At 39.4% G+C, this 18,326-nt stretch carries 13 protein-coding genes; 8 read left to right on the forward strand and 5 right to left on the reverse strand.

The window, feature by feature from the left end; genetic code table 11:
• Positions 1-3: 3 nt before the first annotated feature.
• Complete coding sequence (locus GGR21_RS08930; protein ID WP_183306853.1) at positions 4-2,511, forward strand: tetratricopeptide repeat protein; 2,508 nt, start codon at positions 4-6, stop codon at positions 2,509-2,511.
• 139 nt (positions 2,512-2,650) lie between these two features.
• Positions 2,651-4,639 (forward strand): DUF4954 family protein, encoded by a 1,989-nt coding sequence (locus tag GGR21_RS08935; RefSeq protein ID WP_183306904.1) that lies wholly within the window; start codon positions 2,651-2,653, stop codon positions 4,637-4,639.
• A gap of 56 nt (positions 4,640-4,695) precedes the next feature.
• On the opposite strand, the gene GGR21_RS08940 is transcribed toward GGR21_RS08935, so the two are convergent.
• Positions 4,696-5,352: an outer membrane beta-barrel protein gene (locus GGR21_RS08940; protein ID WP_183306854.1), complete on the reverse strand. Its 657-nt coding sequence runs from the start codon at positions 5,350-5,352 to the stop codon at positions 4,696-4,698.
• Positions 5,353-5,469: 117 nt separating this feature from the next.
• On the reverse strand, positions 5,470-5,730 hold the full coding sequence (locus GGR21_RS08945) for a type B 50S ribosomal protein L31 (protein WP_183306855.1): 261 nt from the start codon (positions 5,728-5,730) through the stop codon (positions 5,470-5,472).
• 245 nt (positions 5,731-5,975) lie between these two features.
• Between GGR21_RS08945 and GGR21_RS08950 the strand changes: the two genes are divergently transcribed.
• The 6 genes from GGR21_RS08950 (at position 5,976) to GGR21_RS08975 (ending at position 13,272) form a co-directional block, all read left to right on the forward strand.
• Positions 5,976-7,040 (forward strand): glycosyltransferase, encoded by a 1,065-nt coding sequence (locus GGR21_RS08950; protein WP_183306856.1) that lies wholly within the window; start codon positions 5,976-5,978, stop codon positions 7,038-7,040.
• Positions 7,041-7,060: 20 nt separating this feature from the next.
• Positions 7,061-8,257, forward strand: coding sequence for a lactonase family protein (locus GGR21_RS08955; protein ID WP_449390411.1), 1,197 nt, complete (start codon positions 7,061-7,063; stop codon positions 8,255-8,257).
• A 90-nt stretch (positions 8,258-8,347) separates the two neighbouring features.
• On the forward strand, positions 8,348-9,202 hold the full coding sequence (locus GGR21_RS08960) for a hypothetical protein (RefSeq protein ID WP_183306858.1): 855 nt from the start codon (positions 8,348-8,350) through the stop codon (positions 9,200-9,202).
• A 241-nt stretch (positions 9,203-9,443) separates the two neighbouring features.
• Positions 9,444-11,441: an NAD-dependent DNA ligase LigA gene (ligA, locus tag GGR21_RS08965; RefSeq protein ID WP_183306859.1), complete on the forward strand. Its 1,998-nt coding sequence runs from the start codon at positions 9,444-9,446 to the stop codon at positions 11,439-11,441.
• A gap of 101 nt (positions 11,442-11,542) precedes the next feature.
• Positions 11,543-12,688, forward strand: coding sequence for a galactokinase (gene galK / locus GGR21_RS08970; RefSeq protein ID WP_183306860.1), 1,146 nt, complete (start codon positions 11,543-11,545; stop codon positions 12,686-12,688).
• A 59-nt stretch (positions 12,689-12,747) separates the two neighbouring features.
• Entirely contained in the window at positions 12,748-13,272 is a 525-nt protein-coding gene (locus GGR21_RS08975) for a DUF6913 domain-containing protein (RefSeq protein WP_394353481.1), read from the forward strand.
• A gap of 72 nt (positions 13,273-13,344) precedes the next feature.
• On the opposite strand, the gene GGR21_RS08980 is transcribed toward GGR21_RS08975, so the two are convergent.
• The 3 genes from GGR21_RS08980 to GGR21_RS08990 form a co-directional block, all read right to left on the reverse strand.
• The gene (locus GGR21_RS08980; protein ID WP_183306862.1) at positions 13,345-14,898 is read right to left on the reverse strand and encodes a peptide MFS transporter; all 1,554 of its coding nucleotides are present in this window, start codon (positions 14,896-14,898) and stop codon (positions 13,345-13,347) included.
• A 141-nt stretch (positions 14,899-15,039) separates the two neighbouring features.
• The gene (gene purU / locus GGR21_RS08985; RefSeq protein WP_183306863.1) at positions 15,040-15,900 is read right to left on the reverse strand and encodes a formyltetrahydrofolate deformylase; all 861 of its coding nucleotides are present in this window, start codon (positions 15,898-15,900) and stop codon (positions 15,040-15,042) included.
• Between the two features lie 149 nt (positions 15,901-16,049).
• Positions 16,050-17,909 carry a DNA topoisomerase IV subunit B gene (locus GGR21_RS08990; RefSeq protein WP_183306864.1) on the reverse strand — a complete coding sequence of 620 codons (1,860 nt, stop codon included), beginning with the start codon at positions 17,907-17,909 and terminating at the stop codon, positions 16,050-16,052.
• Positions 17,910-18,326: the final 417 nt, after the last annotated feature.

Raw genomic sequence — 18,326 nt, forward strand, 5'->3', positions numbered from 1 at the left:
AAAATGAAAAAACTGGTTATTAAATTATTTTCACGGGTATCTATCTTATCCTTGTTGCCTCTATCCATCGTTATGGTAACAATAATGTTTTCATGTAAAACATCAAATTCATCTGTTAAAGAAATACAAATACTTCGAGGCAAACAAGTCGACTTTGAATACGAGCAACAAAAGAAAATCAGCGTAAAAGTTCCTAAAGATAAAGGAGAGGCCATGACTAAGGATCTTTTCCTGCAGTCGAAGCGTCCAAATATAGAATTACCTCGTATTGAGGGAGCAGAAGGAGGAATAGCCGTAGTCTCGGAACAGGTTACATTTACTAATCCCGAAGTGATAACAAGATCGACACCTGAGGGAAATAAAGTGACAAATCTGAACGAGGTTCAACACCTGAATGAAGTTGTGGTTACAGCAAAATCCCGCTTTACTCCGGAACAAAACGGGCGTGTGAATGTAGACTTTATAATAAAGGTTCCAAAAGAACTATTGTCTACTAACTGGCGTGTTACTTTGTCTCCAAAACTATTACATAACGACTCAGTTGTTCCTTTGAAAAATGTTGTTGTAAAAGGACAGAATTTTTATGATCAACAAAAGCAGTCGTATGCCGATTATGATGAATACATGAAATCCATCATAAGAGAATCTGATTATGACAGTGTGTTTGTCGATTACAAAGGCGTAAGAGAAGATATCAGTTTCCAACAGGAATTTTACTACGATCAATACCATAAGGAATGGCGCCGTCAGAAAAATTATGAGACATGGAAATCGGCAAAAGATGATGTTGAAGCTTTGTCGGAAGCTAAACAGGTCGGATATGACCGGAAAGTATATTACGAAAATGCACGCAAAGCCCGCCAAAGGGCGATGAAAGAATTGGCCAAAGGAAAAGATACCACAGGCCTTTTCGCTAAATATATGAAGAATTTCGTAAAACCAGAGGATATAGAAAAAGGTAGAATAAAAGTTGAGCAACGTGAAGACTATCGTCTCGACCTGTTCAAAGAGTATTCACGTAAGGCAAAAGAAATGACCCTTAAAGACTGGGTGAACGGAAAAGATACGGCAGGAGCATATATGCGCTATATAAGGAGCTTCGATAAGAACCTGAAAAATATGATGTTGGATGGTGAAGATATGAAAAATATTCCGCAGGAATTCCGTGATATATATAGATCAGGCCGTAGTATGGATCAGATCACAAATCAAAGCATATCCGATAAAGACTCTATAGAAATAGCAAAACATCGTTATCTGTTCGAAGATATCGCTTTGAATGATATGAAGCGTGAGCGACAAGATGCTAAAAAGAATGAAATGATCATATTCCCATACGAACAGAATACGCGTTTGGATACGGTTATTCAGACCGATAGAGACTTTGTTTTCTATTATAAGCAGGATTACCCTGTGTCTCCGGGTATGAAGAGGTTGCGTCTCGTAATGAACAGCCAGGTTGATGCTGTGGACAGAAGCCGGTATATACAGCCACAATCCGATACACTTTCATACTTTATATCATCTCTGTCTCAGTTGGTAGACTCTTCGTTGATTGTGAAAACAACGACTATTCATCGTGATGTATATAATACGATGGTGATATATCCTAAATTCCAGCTGGGAAGAACTAATTTTAATGTCAACTATAAGGACAATAAGGAGCAAACAAGCAAGCTGATAGATTCTTATAAGACATTTACGGGAGAAGGAAATCTATTGATGGACAGTATTGTGCTGAGGGTTTCAACATCGCTTGACGGAGAATATGAAAAGAATATAGAGTTATCAATGAAACGGGCAGATGCCTTAAAAGCTTTCTTTGTTAAGGCACTTGGCGGCACTCCGGAAGTAGAGAATATATTCAAAACCCGCTATAGCGGTGAAGATTGGAATACATTGGCACGCCTGATCGTTAGACGTACCGATATGCCAAATAAATCGCAGATTCTGGATATGCTTACACAAGCTGTAAATCCAGATCAGTGTGAGAAAGATATAAAGAAAGATTATCCTGCTGATTATAAAATTATAGTAGATTCCATCTATCCGATGTTGAATAAAGCGGAAGTAATAATCAACATGACACGTCCTGGTATGACTGAAGAAATTACAGTTAACAGGGAAGATCGTCCGGAATATGCTCAGGCTTTGAAATATCTTCAGGATAGGGAATACTGGAAGGCTTTGGATATATTGGGTAATTATCCTGACTACAATACAGCACTATGTCTTGTATGTATGGGATACAACGCTAAAGCGCTTGAATTACTCGAAAGCCTGAAACAAACGGGAAATACAGAATATTTACTTGCAATATTGTCAATTCGTTCAGGTAACGATGATGAAGCTATCAATCATTTGATAAAAGCTTGTGAATTGGACCCTTCCAAGGCATACCGTGCTCCGCTCGATCCTGAAGTTGCAACGCTTGTTAATAAGTATAATCTGCAAAACCGGTTGATATCCGCATCGTCTGCATCTGATATAGTTACTGGTGAAGAAGAATAGTGCAGATATGTACATTAATTAATACAGAAAAAGCCCTGATGGAAAAATCGGGGCTTTTTTGTGAATAAGTAAATCTCTGTTAATTAATTTTCTTACTTTTGTTATCATTTTCCCTCTATTTATATTAAAATGGTATATCATAATGAATTATAGAAACCTTACTTCAGAAGATATAGATGTGTTGAAAGCTCAGGGATGTACTTCCGATAATTGGGCAGATATAGTAGTGGACGACGATTTCAGACCGGATTATATAAAGTATGTTCATTTTTCCGGCCAGGTAAAGTTAGGCGTATTCGAGAAATGTTTTTCTCTTCCGGGCGGATTGAAGAAACATTCCGGTATGCATCATGCTTGTATTCATAACTGTGAAATAGGAAATAATGTGTTGATAGAGAACGTGCAGAATTACATAGCTAATTATAAGATAGGTAATGATGTGCGTATACAGAATATACATTATTTATATGTTGATGGAGAATCTACCTTCGGTAATGGTATAGAAGTTTCGGTTCTGAATGAAACGGGTGGGAGAGAAGTAATGATCTACGATAAACTTAGTGCTCATTTTGCTTATATTTTATCGTTCTATCGCCATCGCCCCGAACTAATCCGTAAGTTACAGGATATTGTAAAAACATATACTCAGGGACAAGCTTCATCTATCGGGACAATTGGTGATAGTGTTGTCATAGTAAATGCCGGCGCTATTAAGAACGTAAAGATTGGAGATTATGCAGTAATAGAAGGAGCACGTCATCTGGAAAACGGGAGCATCAATAGTAATCAGCACGATCCGGTACATATAGGATATAGTGTAATGGCCAATGATTTCATTATCTGCTCGGGCTCACATGTCGAAGATGGTACAATGCTTACCCGTTGCTTTGTTGGGCAGGCATGTCAATTGGGACATACTTATTCGGCAAGCGATTCTTTATTCTTTAGTAATTGCCAGGGAGAAAATGGAGAAGCCTGTGCCTTATTTGCCGGACCTTATACTGTTACGCACCATAAATCTACGCTGTTGATAGCTGGTATGTTCTCATTTATGAATGCCGGATCTGGTTCTAACCAGAGTAACCATATGTATAAACTCGGGCCTATTCATCAGGGAATTGTCGAACGGGGAGGAAAAACGACCAGTGATTCCTATATTCTGTGGCCTTCGCGTATAGGTGCTTTTTCTCTGATTATGGGACGGCATTACCATAACACAGACACATCAAATATGCCGTTTTCATATCTGATAGAAGATAAGAATGAAACAGTATTGGTGCCTGGTGTCAATTTGCGCAGTGTAGGCACTATACGTGATGCTCAAAAATTCCCTAAGCGGGATAAACGGAAAGATGTAGTTAAACTCGATCAGATCAATTTTAATCTTTTGAGCCCTTATACCGTTCAGAAGATGTTCAAGGCTATCTGTATCCTTAGAGATATGCTTGATACCTGTGGCGAGGCCAGTGATTTTTATTCATATAAAGGATGCCGTATAAAAAATTCTTCATTGAAGAATGGAATCAATCTTTATAATATGGCAATCAATAAATTCTTGGGAAATTCTATAATTTCCCGTTTGGCAGATTGCCCTTGTGCCACCAATGAAGAAATCAGGAGTTATCTGAAACCTGATACATCTGTAGGATTGTCTATATGGAGCGACATAGGAGGTTTGCTTGCTCCCCGTTCCGAAATAGATCAATTGATAAATGATATAGAATCGGGAAAAATATCCGATGTAGAGCAGATAAATAATGTATTTGTCCAGTTACATAAAGATTACTATTCACTTGAATGGACATGGGCATGGGATAAGATTAAGGAATACTATGGTCTGGCATTAGAGACTATAACAGCAACTGATATAATTGATATTGTACATCGCTGGAGAGATGCTGTTATAGATCTGGATAAAATGATATATGCCGATGCGAAGAAGGAATTTTCTTTGTCGGCACAAACTAGTTTTGGAGTCGATGGAGACCGTTATCAGAAACAGGTGGATTTTGAACAGGTGCGTGGTATATTCGAAGAAAATACATTTGTTCAGACGGTACTAAAACATATTGATACAAAGACAAAATTAGGTAATGATATGATAGAGAAACTAAAGAAAGCATTGTGAAATAAGAAAGGGATTGAATATTATTCAATCCCTTTTTCGTATATATTGTAATCTGCTTAGAATCTGTATCCCAGACTGAACCGGAAAATAGAGTTGTGTACCGAATTGTTTTTCTCTCCGTTAAGCAATCCATATTGATAGCTGAATCCTGCGTATATCTTTTCCATTTCAACACCCAGCCCGGCATTTATACCAAAGTCAAGACGGTTAAAAGCGAATGTTTTGTCAGTACCGCCTTCAATAACCGTTTCAGCTTTGTAGCCATTGTTGAAAGAATGATCGAAAGCAGAGCCCTTAACTTCTGTTTTTCCGGCTACCACATTAGTCAGCCTTGCGTATTTGTCTCCGGCAAATCCATATTTGAAATATGGTCCGAAGTCTATCACCAGTTTTGTTTTATATAAATATGAGATCTGAGGACGGAACGAAACATTTACCGGAACCTCAACCGAGAACTTATTTACTTTACCATTTACAATGAAATCTTTTTCTTTGAATCCGAAGCTATGAAGTGAGCCTAAGAGTCCCGGCTGAATGTAAAATTTTTCTGATAACTGAAAGTCATAGGTAAGCCCTGCGTGAAATCCCCAGCGATAAGTTGCAGCGTCATGTCCTGAAAGAGTTCCATAATCAGCTCCGGCTTTTATCCCGACCTGGGAGTATGCAGAGATGCTTAATGATGCTATTAAAATTAAGAAGCTAATTTTTTTCATTTCGTAGGTAGTTTTTAAAGTTTTACTTGAAATTTGCTGCAAGATATAAAAATAAATCCGCTCTGAGAATTCAGAGCGGATTTATTTTATATGTGCAAGCAGGATTTTTACCTCCTCTTATTTTTTAGGTTGGTTACGTTTTGCGTAACGGCTCATAAACTTATCTACACGCCCTGCTGTATCCACAAGTTTTTGTTTTCCTGTGTAGAACGGATGAGAAGAACTTGTGATCTCAAGCTTAACTAATGGATAAGTAACACCATCTATTTCAATAGTTTCTTTTGCATTGATAGTTGAACGGGAGATAAATACTTCATCATTCGACATATCTTTGAAAGCAACCGGACGGTAATTTTCTGGATGAATATCTTTCTTCATTTTTATAGTGTTTTTTAGTTATTTCTTAATTTTCAGCCGACAAAGATAGTGCTTTTATCCTATTAAAACAAAATATTCCATTGAATTTTATCCTTAAAAATGATGCTGATGCTTATAATACTTATTTCCTTTCCGGCCTGTCCGATTGGTTTAACTTTCAGTTATGTATATTTCCCGGGACTGGATATAATTTCTATCTTTGATGTGCGTTAAAAGAAATTAAAGGTAAAAGAATATTTTAAACAATGAATATACTGGTTACATCCCGCGAATTGGATATGGTAGGCTATCATATGCTGGAACAATTGTCTTATCGCCAGTCGATGACGATTTATATTGCCGTATCGACAAAAGAAGAGCATAATAGTGTCAGAGGAAATTGCATTCCATTGACTATTCCTGTTTTGAAATCAAAACTTGTATGGGACGCTATCAAGGCGATAAGGAAAATTATAAAGGAAAAGAAGATCGATATTGTTTTTTCTCCCAGTAGTTCGGGCTTATCCAACAGTTTGTTCGCATCTATCGGCACTAAAGCAAAAAATGTCGCTTATCGCGGTACACAGGCCAAGGTAAGAAAAGGCGATCCCACTTACTATCTTGGTATACTCAATCCCAGGGTAAAATATGTGATCTGTGAAACGGAAGATATCAAGGAATATCTTTCTCAGTTTTTCCGGCCCGACCGGTTGTCGGTACATCTAAAGCCCTTTGATGTAGAGTGGGTGGAAGATGCCTGCCAACATCCTAAGCAGGCAGACGGAGTTCCCGAAGGAGCTTTTTCCCTGATTTATATTGCTGCTACGAAAGGGCGTCCTTTCAAGGGATTAACAACTCTTATTCAGGCGGTGAACCTGGTTGAAGACTCAAGGCTTCATTTTGTCTTTGTCGGCGATTATGAGGATTCCGATTATAAACTGGCAATGAACGGCCCGGCTAAAGACCGCATTCATTTCCTCGGACGCCGAGGCGATGCTATCTCTTTTATCCCAAAACAGGATTTGTTTGTCCTGCCCTCTACCCGCGATGCATCTCCACGTGTGATACGTGAGGCTATGGCATGTGGATTACCTTGTATAGTAACAGATATTCTTGGTGCCAGGGATCTGATCCTAAATGGTGAGACCGGGGTTTTGGTACCACCATCAGATCCAGAAAAGATGGCCGAAGCGATTATTGGATTTATGAATGACAAGGAAAAATGTTTACAATTCGGCAAAGCAGGGCGTCAGCGTATTATTAACGATTTCTCGATGGAGAAATATGTAGATTATTTCGAACAAACCTTCACTGATATCGTTAATAAATAGTTATTAATCTAAATCAACATATTATGTATAGATATTTATCTGTTTTTTCTCTGATCGTTGTTCTATTGTCGTGTAATATGAAGAATAAAAATACAAATGGTGTAACTATCTCTGATTCCGATACATTAAATGTAAATATGGAATCGGTTTCAGATAATAATAGCCTTTATCTCCTTGTAGGTACATATACACGGGGCGAAAGCAAAGGTATATATGTTTACCAGTTCGATACCGTATCAGGATATTCTGAATATAAAACTATGACAGAAATAACCAACCCATCTTATCTGGCTGTCAGCAAAGACGAACGATTTGTTTATGCCATCTCCGAAGAAGGGGAGAATAAAGGTTCAGCCAGTGCATTCTCCTTCGACAAGAAGGATGGTTCTTTGAAACATTTGAATACTGAACTTACAGGAGGCGACGCTCCCTGTTATGTTTCGGTTGATGATGCCAGTGAAAATGTAATAGTTGCAAATTATTCGGGTGGAAGTATCACCCATTTTCCCGTAAAGGAAGATGGTCGCCTCGATAAAGCTTCTCAGGTAGTTAGCTTTGCAGGTAGAGGGACTGATTCCGATCGTCAGAAAAAGCCGCACCTTCATTGTATCATATATTCGCCCGATGGCAAGTATATCTTTGCTGACGATTTGGGCACAGATAAGGTTTATAAATTTGAGCCGAATAAAGAGACCACAGGCAATTATTTCAGAGCCGGAACACCCGCGTTCGTAAAAGTTGCTGATGGGTCGGGACCACGTCATCTGACATTCCATCCTAACGGCAAATATGCTTATCTGATAAACGAATTGTCAGGGGCGGTGACAGGTTTTTCTTATGACAGCCAAAACGGTAATTTATCTGAAATACAGTCAATACAGGCAGACACCCTCAATGCGAAAGGCAGCGGTGATATCCATATTACACCTGATGGTAAATTCCTGTACGCCTCTAACCGTCTGAAAGGTGATGGGCTTGCTATATTTTCGATTAATCAGGCGGATGGAAAATTGACAAAGGTAGGTTATCAGGAAACGGGCATTCATCCCCGTAATTTTGTGATTACACCTAACGGAAAATATTTACTGGTAGCCAGCCGCGATAGCGATATCATCCAGATATTCGAGATAGACAGAACTACCGGATTATTGGAAGATACAGCCAAAAGTATAGAACTGGATATGCCGGTCTGCCTTAAGTTTGCTTCTTTCAAATAAAAAATATTTTCATATAATGAAAAAGCCTGTTATTTTTCAAAATAGAAGAATGACAGGTTTTTTATAACACAAACTTGCAATACCTTAATTATGAAAAGAATCGCAATATTACTTATTCTTATCCCGATAGTCTTGATTTCGGTAGCACAGGGAAACGATAAGTACACCGGAGTTTATTCGCAAAAGAAAAGAGGTGGCGATATGCTCAGTTTTTTATTCCTTTATCTGACTCCGGAAAATACTTATGCTTTTGCTTTTTTCGGAGGTATGGAGATGGGTAAATGGAAAGCTGTGGATGAATACATAATTTTGGAGCCGGATAATGCTATGGATGAATATTTTTATGTATATGCCAGACACAATCCCGGACTTAAAGATACTTCTGTTCAATTCGATGGATTTACCAATATAAAAGGACTATATGCCTTCGACGATGAAGTAATGATGCATCCTGTATTCAATGACAATCCCAACTGCTTTAATTATCCCTATACAGCGCATCTGAAGAAAGGAAATCATAAGGCTATCCATCTGACATCTTTTGCCGGAGTCTGGAGATCTCCCGGTTCCGATACTATTACTGCACCTGTATACACATACCCCCTGGATGAAATGTATAATGACTTTAAGATTGTGCTAAACGAACGTAAGGCTATGGACGTAAAACCTATGCTTGGTGTTTTTGGAGAAGATGGAATGCTTAGGCTGGATAAGTCAGAATTTGTAAAGAACAGTTCCTGGGAAGAAGCTAAAGAAGAAGATAAGAATGCTATAGCAATACTTACAGCCTCACTTGGCAAAGCCCCCCAAAGCCGTGAGTTTGGAGAGGATGTTGCCGGAGAATGGACAAAAACTGAATACCCTGCCATTCCATATTCGAAAAAGGAAATGCGAACAGTTATTTTTGATAAGAACTATTTGTTTGAAGCTCGCTGCGAAGAGTAGCTGTTAGTGTTGTTTTTTTGTACTTCTGCTCTTATGGAAAGCTTAGGGGCTTTTCGTAGTTTTACCTGTTGGTATTAGGTTCTTGGGTGACGGATACTGTTATAATCTAATAATTAATCAATTAGTCAGAAAAAAACAAATAAAAGACAAAGTGTGTAAAACGAATTCTGAAAAATATCTAATTTTACACATACTAAACCTATTTCTTCCTATATTTGTATATAAGCTTTTAACATAAGAAATGAACCAGATAAAACAGAGAATAGATGCTCTCAGGGAAGAGCTGAACAAACATAATTACGACTATTATATACTATATACACCGACTATCTCTGACTACGAGTTCGATATGAAACTCAAAGAGCTATCAGATCTGGAAGCAAGCCATCCGGAATTTTTCGATCCTAATTCGCCAACCCAACGTGTGGGCAGCGATATAAATAAATCTTTTAGGCAGGTATTACATAAATACCCAATGCTATCATTGGGCAATACTTACACTAAAGAAGAGGTTGTTGATTTCTACAACCGGGTACAGAAAGGATTGAATGATGAATTCGAAATAGTCTGCGAGCTGAAATACGATGGCACATCCATTTCCCTCACATACATAAACGGCGAACTTGCACAAGCCATTACCCGTGGCGATGGTGTACAGGGGGACGATGTAACAGCCAATGTACGTACCATTCGCAGCATTCCACTGAAGTTGAGAGGAAACGATTACCCACCCGAATTTGAAATACGTGGGGAAATTCTTATGCCCTGGTCAGTATTCGAGGCTTTGAACAAGGAACGGGAAGAACAGGAGGAAGCCCTTTTCGCCAATCCGCGCAATGCCGGGTCGGGTACACTGAAACAACAAGACCCTAAAATTGTAGCTTCACGCAAGCTCGATTCCTATCTGTATTATATGCTAGGAGAGCATTTGCCTACCGACGGGCATTACGAAAATCTGATGAAAGCCAAAGAGTGGGGTTTTAAGATTTCGGATGCAACAAAGAAATGTAAGACACTGGACGAGATATTCGATTTTATTGCCCATTGGGATGTCGAACGTAAAAATCTGCCCGTGGCTACCGATGGCATCGTTCTGAAAGTGAATTCGTTAACACAGCAGCGTAATTTAGGATACACCTCTAAATTTCCACGTTGGGCGATAGCCTATAAGTTTCAGGCAGAGAAAGCGATCACCACCCTCGAATCTGTTTCCTATCAGGTGGGACGTACAGGTGCTGTGACTCCCGTCGCCAACCTGAAACCTGTGAAACTATCGGGGACGACGGTAAAACGGGCATCACTTTATAACGAAGATTATATCAACCAGCTCGATCTGCATATTAACGATCAGGTATATGTGGAAAAAGGGGGCGAAATCATCCCGAAGATAACTGGTGTGGAAACATCGAAACGTGGCATGTTCGATGAGAAAGTCGTATTCACCCAAACCTGTCCCGAGTGCGGCACACCATTGATCAAAGAAGAAGGTGAAGCTATATACTATTGTCCGAACGAAACCGGATGTCCGCCGCAGATAAAAGGCCGTATCGAGCATTTTTGTACCCGGAAGGCAATGAATATAGGAAGTGGCCCCGAGACGGTCGAATTGTTATACAATGCCGGCATGATAAAGACCGTGGCAGACTTATATTCACTTCGCTGGCAGGATGTATCCCGCCTGGAACGCTGGGCCGAGAAAAGTGCGAAGAACTTGGAAGATAGTATTCAGGCTTCTGTTGCTGTACCTTATCCTCGTGTTTTATATGCTTTGGGTATTCGCTACGTAGGTGAAACTGTGGCAAAAAAACTGGCAACGGCATTTACCAGTATCGATAAACTGAAAGAAGCGTCTCAGGAAGAGCTCACACAAGTGGATGAAATCGGCGGACGCATAGCTCAAAGCATAGTAAAATATTTCGGCGATGCTAAAAATACAGAGGTTATTGACAGGCTGAAAGATGTCGGCATACAATTTGAACTAAGTGAAGATATACTCGCGCAACGGACTGATAAATTGCAGGGATTGACTATCGTCATCAGCGGCACTTTCGAAAAGCACTCGCGTGATGAATATAAAACCATGATAGAGCAGAACGGAGGCAAAAACAGCGGTTCTATATCAGCCAAAACAAGTTATGTGCTTGCCGGAGATAATATGGGGCCTGCAAAACTGGAGAAAGCCGAGAAACTAGGAGTAAGAATCATAAATGAGGATGATTTCCTGAAAATGATAGAGTAATAAACGAAAAGTGAAAAGTGAAAAATTAATTCATAACTCATAATTTATAATTCATAACTGATATAACAACCTTTTTATTAACCTAAACAATTGAAAGAACCATGGATTTGAACAAAATCAAAGAAAAATTTAAAGCTCTTTACGGGACAGAAGGTGTAATGTATACTTCACCCGGACGTATTAACCTAATTGGAGAACACACAGATTACAATGGTGGATTCGTTCTGCCAGGGGCAATCGACAAAGGTATGTATTGCGAGATCAAACCGAACGGAACAGATAAAGTCAGAGCTTTTGCTCTCGACCTAGAAGAATCCGCTGAATTTGGCTTGGGAGAGAATGATCTTCCGGCAAAACAATGGGCGAAATACATCTATGGAGTTTGTCGCGAAATGATCAAGAAAGGAAAGGCTGTACCGGGATTCGATACTGTATTTTCCGGCGATGTGCCTTTAGGAGCTGGTATGTCTTCTTCTGCAGCGCTTGAAAGCTGCTTCGGATTCGCTATCAACGATCAGTTTAAGCTGGGATTGGATCGTTTCGAATTAGCTCTTATCGGACAAGCTACAGAGCACAACTATGTAGGTGTAATGTGCGGTATTATGGACCAGTTCGCGTCCTGCTTCGGAAAAGAGGGTTCATTGATCCGTCTCGATTGCCGTTCATTGGAATATGAATATATACCATTCCATCCGGAAGGATACCGTCTGGTACTGATCAATACGTGTGTTTCGCATAACTTGGCTGAAGGAGCGTATAACAAACGCCGCCAGTCATGCGAGAGAGTAGCTGCTACCATCAGAAAATATCATCCTGAAGTAGAACTGCTTCGTGACGCTAACCTCGATATGCTTCGTGAAGTAGCAAATGAAGTAAGCGCAGAAGACTATATCCGCGCTGAGTTTGTTATCGAAGAGATCAAACGGATGGATGAGGCTTGCGATGCATTGAAAGCGGATGACTACGAAACAGTTGGTAAAAAAATGTATGAAACTCATATCGGCCTTAGCCGCAAGTACGAAGTTAGCTGCGAAGAACTTGATTATCTTAACGATATTGCCCGTGAATGTGGCGTTGCCGGATCACGTGTAATGGGAGGCGGTTTCGGTGGTTGTACTATCAACCTTGTGAAGAGTGAACTATACGACGGTTTCATTAAACGAGCGACCGAAAGCTACGAACAGAAATTCAAGATCAAACCTAAAGTATACGATGTTGTGATCAAGGACGGGGCAAGAAAATTGTAATTGTCACTGAACATTTAACAGCCGGGTAGAGTTTATATAATATATAAAGATCAAAGAATATGCTCATTAATTTATTTGGTTTTAAAATTAAAAGAGGTATAGACTCTACCTTGAAACAGAATAACCGGCGCTGTATTTTTCATAATTTGGAAAATATGAACCGGGTTCTGCTCCTTTTCTCGTATGATGATTGGGATGAAATATATCCTATAAGCCGGGAACTGGAAAGCAAAGGAAAAACTGTTCTCCTATGGACTGTTGAACCGAAAAAAAAATCGGAGAATAACACTGTATTTCCACAGAATGTCAGGGTGGTTTCGACAAGGGAATCTTCGAAAATAAACGGATTATCAACATCGGTGGTAGAAGAATTCGAAAAACTGTCGTACGATACGCTTATCGATCTGACATCATCGGCCAGTTCTATTTTATTGTATCTTCTTGCAGGTAATAAATCGGAGTTTTGCATCGGTATAAAAGAATCTGATTATAAAATGTATGATTTTGCTGTATTGAGACAGGATAATATGACCGTGTCGGATGCATATGAGCAAATAAAATATTATCTTAATAATATTAATTAGTAGAAAGATTATCACAATAAAAAAACCTCGCTTAATAATTTAAGCGAGGTTTTTTTATTATATCCTTATCAATTATTTAGTTATTCTTTCCAGCCATTTCAGCATGAATAACATGGTGAACATCGAGATACAACAAGCGGCAACAAATACTACCCATGTAGCCCAAATTGGAATGTGTTCATACAATATAGCACCAATAAATAGTAACTGGTTACCTAATGCGGTTGCTCCTAACCAACATCCCTGCATAATACCCTGATATTGCGGAGGTGCTACCTTCGATACGAAAGATATACCAAGAGGGCTGATGAATAATTCAGCAATAGTCAATATCAGGTAAGTACCAATAAGCAAGAACGGTGTTACACGAGCCGAATAAGCCAATCCACCTATTGCCTTTACATCAGCATTCAGCGGTAACCCTACCGAACCGATTGTCATCACAATATATGCCAATGCAGCGATACCCATACCTATAGCAATCTTTTTAGGAGCAGATGGCTCTTTTCCTTTTGCCCTTAGCCATCCAAATACAGCCAGCACAATAGGAGTGAGCAACACAACAAATAAAGGATTGAACGACTGGAATAATTCTGCACCTTCAAGTGTAACTAATCCGAATATATTAAGCTTCATCGCACTGAGGTCAGTATAATCATTGGCAAAATATGTCAGCGTCAAACCATTCTGATGGAAAGAGAACCAGAAGAAAATAACAACAGCAAACACAGCAAACAAAGCATAAAGACGTTGTTTAACTTCTGCCGGATCCATTACTTTTTCTTCAATATCCGATCCTACAGAATCAACTTTAGCAGCAGCTTTTTTCAGAGCCGGATCAGGGAAGCGTTTCTTGTTTATTGAATAAACTATAAACGAAATCAGCATTGCTACAATTGCAACCCCAAATGCATAGTGGAAACCTGTGTTGAATACACCCAGATAATCATTTGCAAATGAAGCTAAATCAACTGTTCCTCCATTGAGGCTTACTTCTTTAGCTAGTTGTTCGTATCTGATTGCGGCATCACCCGAAAGGGTTCCCCCGATATATTGATGACAAAGTGCCGGTAGATCGGAATTATAGATGAATCCGTTGGTCTTCAGCCACCAGTTACGGACACCCACGGCAATAAGCGGTGCAAAAATAGCACCTATATTAATGAACATGTAAAACAAAGAAAATCCGGAATCACGCATTTTTCCGTACTGCTCATTATCATACATCTGACCTACCAGTGCCTGTAAATTTCCTTTAAATAAACCATTCCCAAAAGCAATGACAAACAGACCGAAACAAGTAAGAGTAAGATACAACCCTAAATTAGGCACGGGAGTAGGAGTTGGTATCGCTATAAGCAGATAACCTACTGCCATCAGAACAATTCCCACCTGGATCGTACTCTTATACTTCTTTGTTTTATCGGCAATAAGCCCTCCTACCAAAGCTAACGCATAAATAGAAAAGTAGAATACCGAATATATTATACCGGCATTCGATTTATCCAAGCCAAACTTAGACATCAAGAAAAGAGACAGGATAGCCATCATAATATAGAAGCCAAAGCGTTCTCCCATATTAGATAATGAGGCGGCTAACAAACCTTTAGGATGATTTTTAAACATAAAGTTACATTTAAGATTAATATTTTTATTTGTTTTCTTTCATACACCCTGTTTTTCAACTATACAAAAGTAAGAAAACACACCAGAAAATAACTATTCAACAATATATTTTAGAACATAAAATCAAAAAATATCATCCTTTTATGAAAATAAGATAGTTTTATTCTTATAAACCAGTACCCGGCGGTTGAGATGATACTCTATGGCATGCGATAAAACGATCTTTTCCAGATCCTGTCCTTTCCGTACAAGGTTCTCTATACTGTCACGATGAGTGATGCGGGTAATATCCTGCTCTATAATGGGGCCCGCATCCAGTTCGGTAGTTACATAGTGACTGGTGGCGCCAATTATCTTTACTCCCCGTTCGTATGCTGCATGGTATGGTTTTGCTCCGACGAATGCAGGGAGGAATGAGTGGTGTATATTAATTACCTTATTTGGATAAGATTCTATAAACTTATCAGTAAGTATTTGCATATATCGTGCAAGAACGATAAAATCTATCTCCTTTTCTTTCAGTAGCGCCAATTGCTTTGCTTCTGTTTCGTCCTTATTTTCCTTGTTTATTTTGAGTACATGATATTCGATGCCGAATTTGTCGGCTACCCATCGCATATCTTCGTGGTTGCTGACAATAAGAGGTATCTCCACATTCCATTCTCCGGCTGTGAAACGGGCCAGTATATCGAACAGGCAATGTGACATCCTGGAAACAAAAACGGCCATACGCGGGGTATAGTCGTTAAAGTAAAGACGGAACGTCATATCGTACTTGTTGGCATACATTGTCTGAAAATAGTCACTGATCTTCTCTCGGGGAATAATGAAATTTGTCAGGTCCCATTCGATACGCATAAAAAACGTATCCTGATCTTTGTCAACATGTTGTTCGAGGTTGATGATATTACCTCCATTCACATTTATGAAGTCAGTAACGGCAGCAACCAGTCCCGGCCTATCGGGCGACGATATAAGAATAATGGCGTGTGCGTTGTTCATTTTAAGTTTATCAATTTGCTATTTTATTGCAAAAATAGCAAATTCCCTGATTTTTTTAGTATAAAAAACGAATTGTCGGAATATATTCTCTTGTATTAGTCGTTTGTTTATATATTTGCTTGAATGGTAGCTTTTTGAAAAAGCGACTGTCAGATTTCATCTTCTTCCACAACCAGATTGTCTATAATAAATTCTTGTCTGTCTGGTGTATTCTTACCCATATAGAAGTTAAGCATATTGCTGACAGAATCTTCTTTTTTCATCGAAACCCTGTCAAGCCGGATGTCTTTACCGATGAAATTACGGAACTCATCAGGTGAAATTTCACCCAAGCCTTTGAATCGTGTAATTTCCGGATTCGGCTTCAATTTTTCTATTGCGGCAAGCCGTTCTTCCTCGGTGTAGCAATAGAACGTCTCCCTTTTATTACGCACACGGAAAAGTGGTGTCTGCAAAATGTAGACATGATTCTTTTTGATCAGATCGGGGAAGAATTGCAGGAAAAAAGTCAACAATAACAAGCGGATGTGCATACCATCGGTATCAGCATCGGTGGCGATTATTATTTTGTTGTAACGTAGTCCGTCCAATCCGTCTTCTATATTCAGAGCTGCCTGTAAAAGATTGAATTCTTCGTTCTCATAAACGATCTTTTTAGTCAGGCCAAAGCTGTTCAATGGCTTTCCTCGAAGACTGAATACCGCTTGCAGATTTGGATTCCGGCTTTTTGTTATAGATCCGCTGGCCGAGTCACCCTCTGTGATGAATATGCTGGTTTCATCCAGATTATCGCCTTTACTGTCATTGTAATGAATGCGGCAATCGCGAAGTTTTTTATTATGAAGGTTTGCCTTTTTAGCTCTTTCGCGAGCCAGCTTGGTAACTCCGGCAATGGCTTTACGCTCTTTTTCCGAATCCAGTATTTTCTTTAACAGGATATCGGAGGTTTCAGCATTTTTATGCAGATAGTTATCAAGCTCTTTTTTCAGGAAATCTCCGATAAACTTCTGCACCGACGGGCCACCGGGCCCCATATCTTTTGATCCTAGTTTTGTTTTTGTCTGCGATTCGAATACGGGTTCTTCAACCTTAACACTGATAGCTGCAACTATTCCGCTGCGGATATCAGCATAGTCGAAGTTTTTCGTATAATATTCTTTTATGACGCGAGAGAGGGATTCACGGAAAGCCGACTGGTGCGTTCCCCCTTGTGTAGTGTGTTGCCCGTTCACAAATGAATAGTATTCCTCTCCATACTGGTCGGTATGTGTGATAACCACTTCTATATCCGCATCTTTAAGATGAATGATAGGATAGAGCGGTTCGGAGGTCATATTCTCATTCAAGAGATCTACAAGTCCGTTTTTAGAGAAGAACCTTTTGCCATTATAGATGATAGAAAGCCCTGTGTTGAGAAATACATAATTTTTCAGGAGGCTTTCTACATATTCGTCCCTGAAATTATAACTGGTGAATATGGTATTGTCGGGGATAAACTCGATAAGCGTTCCATTATCTTCGGTAGTAGACTGAGGACTGTCCTCTTTTGTTACAATGGCCTTGCTGTATTCGACAGCAACAGTTTGTCCGTCGCGAAAGCTTTGGATATGAAAGAATGAAGATAATGCATTCACGGCCTTGATCCCTACGCCATTCAGTCCCACAGATTTTTTAAATGCCTTGGAATCATATTTGGCTCCGGTATTCATTTTAGAGGAAACATCTTTCACTTTACCCAAAGGAACACCACGTCCATGGTCGCGAACTCTGACTACTCCTTCTTCGATGGAAACATCGATTACTTTACCGAATCCCATCATATATTCATCGATAGAGTTGTCCAGTACTTCTTTGAGCAGCACATAGATACCATCGTCGGCCGATGTGCCGTCACCCAGTTTGCCTATATACATCCCCGGACGGCGACGGATGTGCTCCTGCCAATCGAGGGTCTTTATATCGTCATCAGAATAATTTACATCTGGTAGTTTGATATCCTCTTCTTCCATTCTAATAATCTCTCTTTTTAAAGCCTGTTTAAATTTTTGCGATGTAAAAATATAAAAAAAATCCCGTAAGCAAAAGTAGGAATAGTTAACTGTTGTGGCGGAAGAGGATATTTTCGCTAAAGTTTAAACAGGCTCTTAAGCTAATCAGTAGTTCAATTTTGTTAAAACCTGACAAACCTGACACTTTATTTAGCCTTTAGCTGTTAGCTCATAGCCGATAGCCTTTTTAATCAAAACCTGACACTTCTTTAGCCATTAGCCATTAGTTCTTTAGAAAAAAAGTTACAATCAACGATCGCCGAAGCGAAGGCGAGGCAAATGTTACACTTTTGCAGTAAACGAGCCACCCCAAAAGGGCAGAGCTGTTAAGTTCTGATTCTTTAGTCTCTTTGTCATGTTGAACGATAGTGAAACATC

The organism is Dysgonomonas hofstadii, assembly GCF_014196915.1.
Lineage (GTDB): Bacteria > Bacteroidota > Bacteroidia > Bacteroidales > Dysgonomonadaceae > Dysgonomonas > Dysgonomonas hofstadii.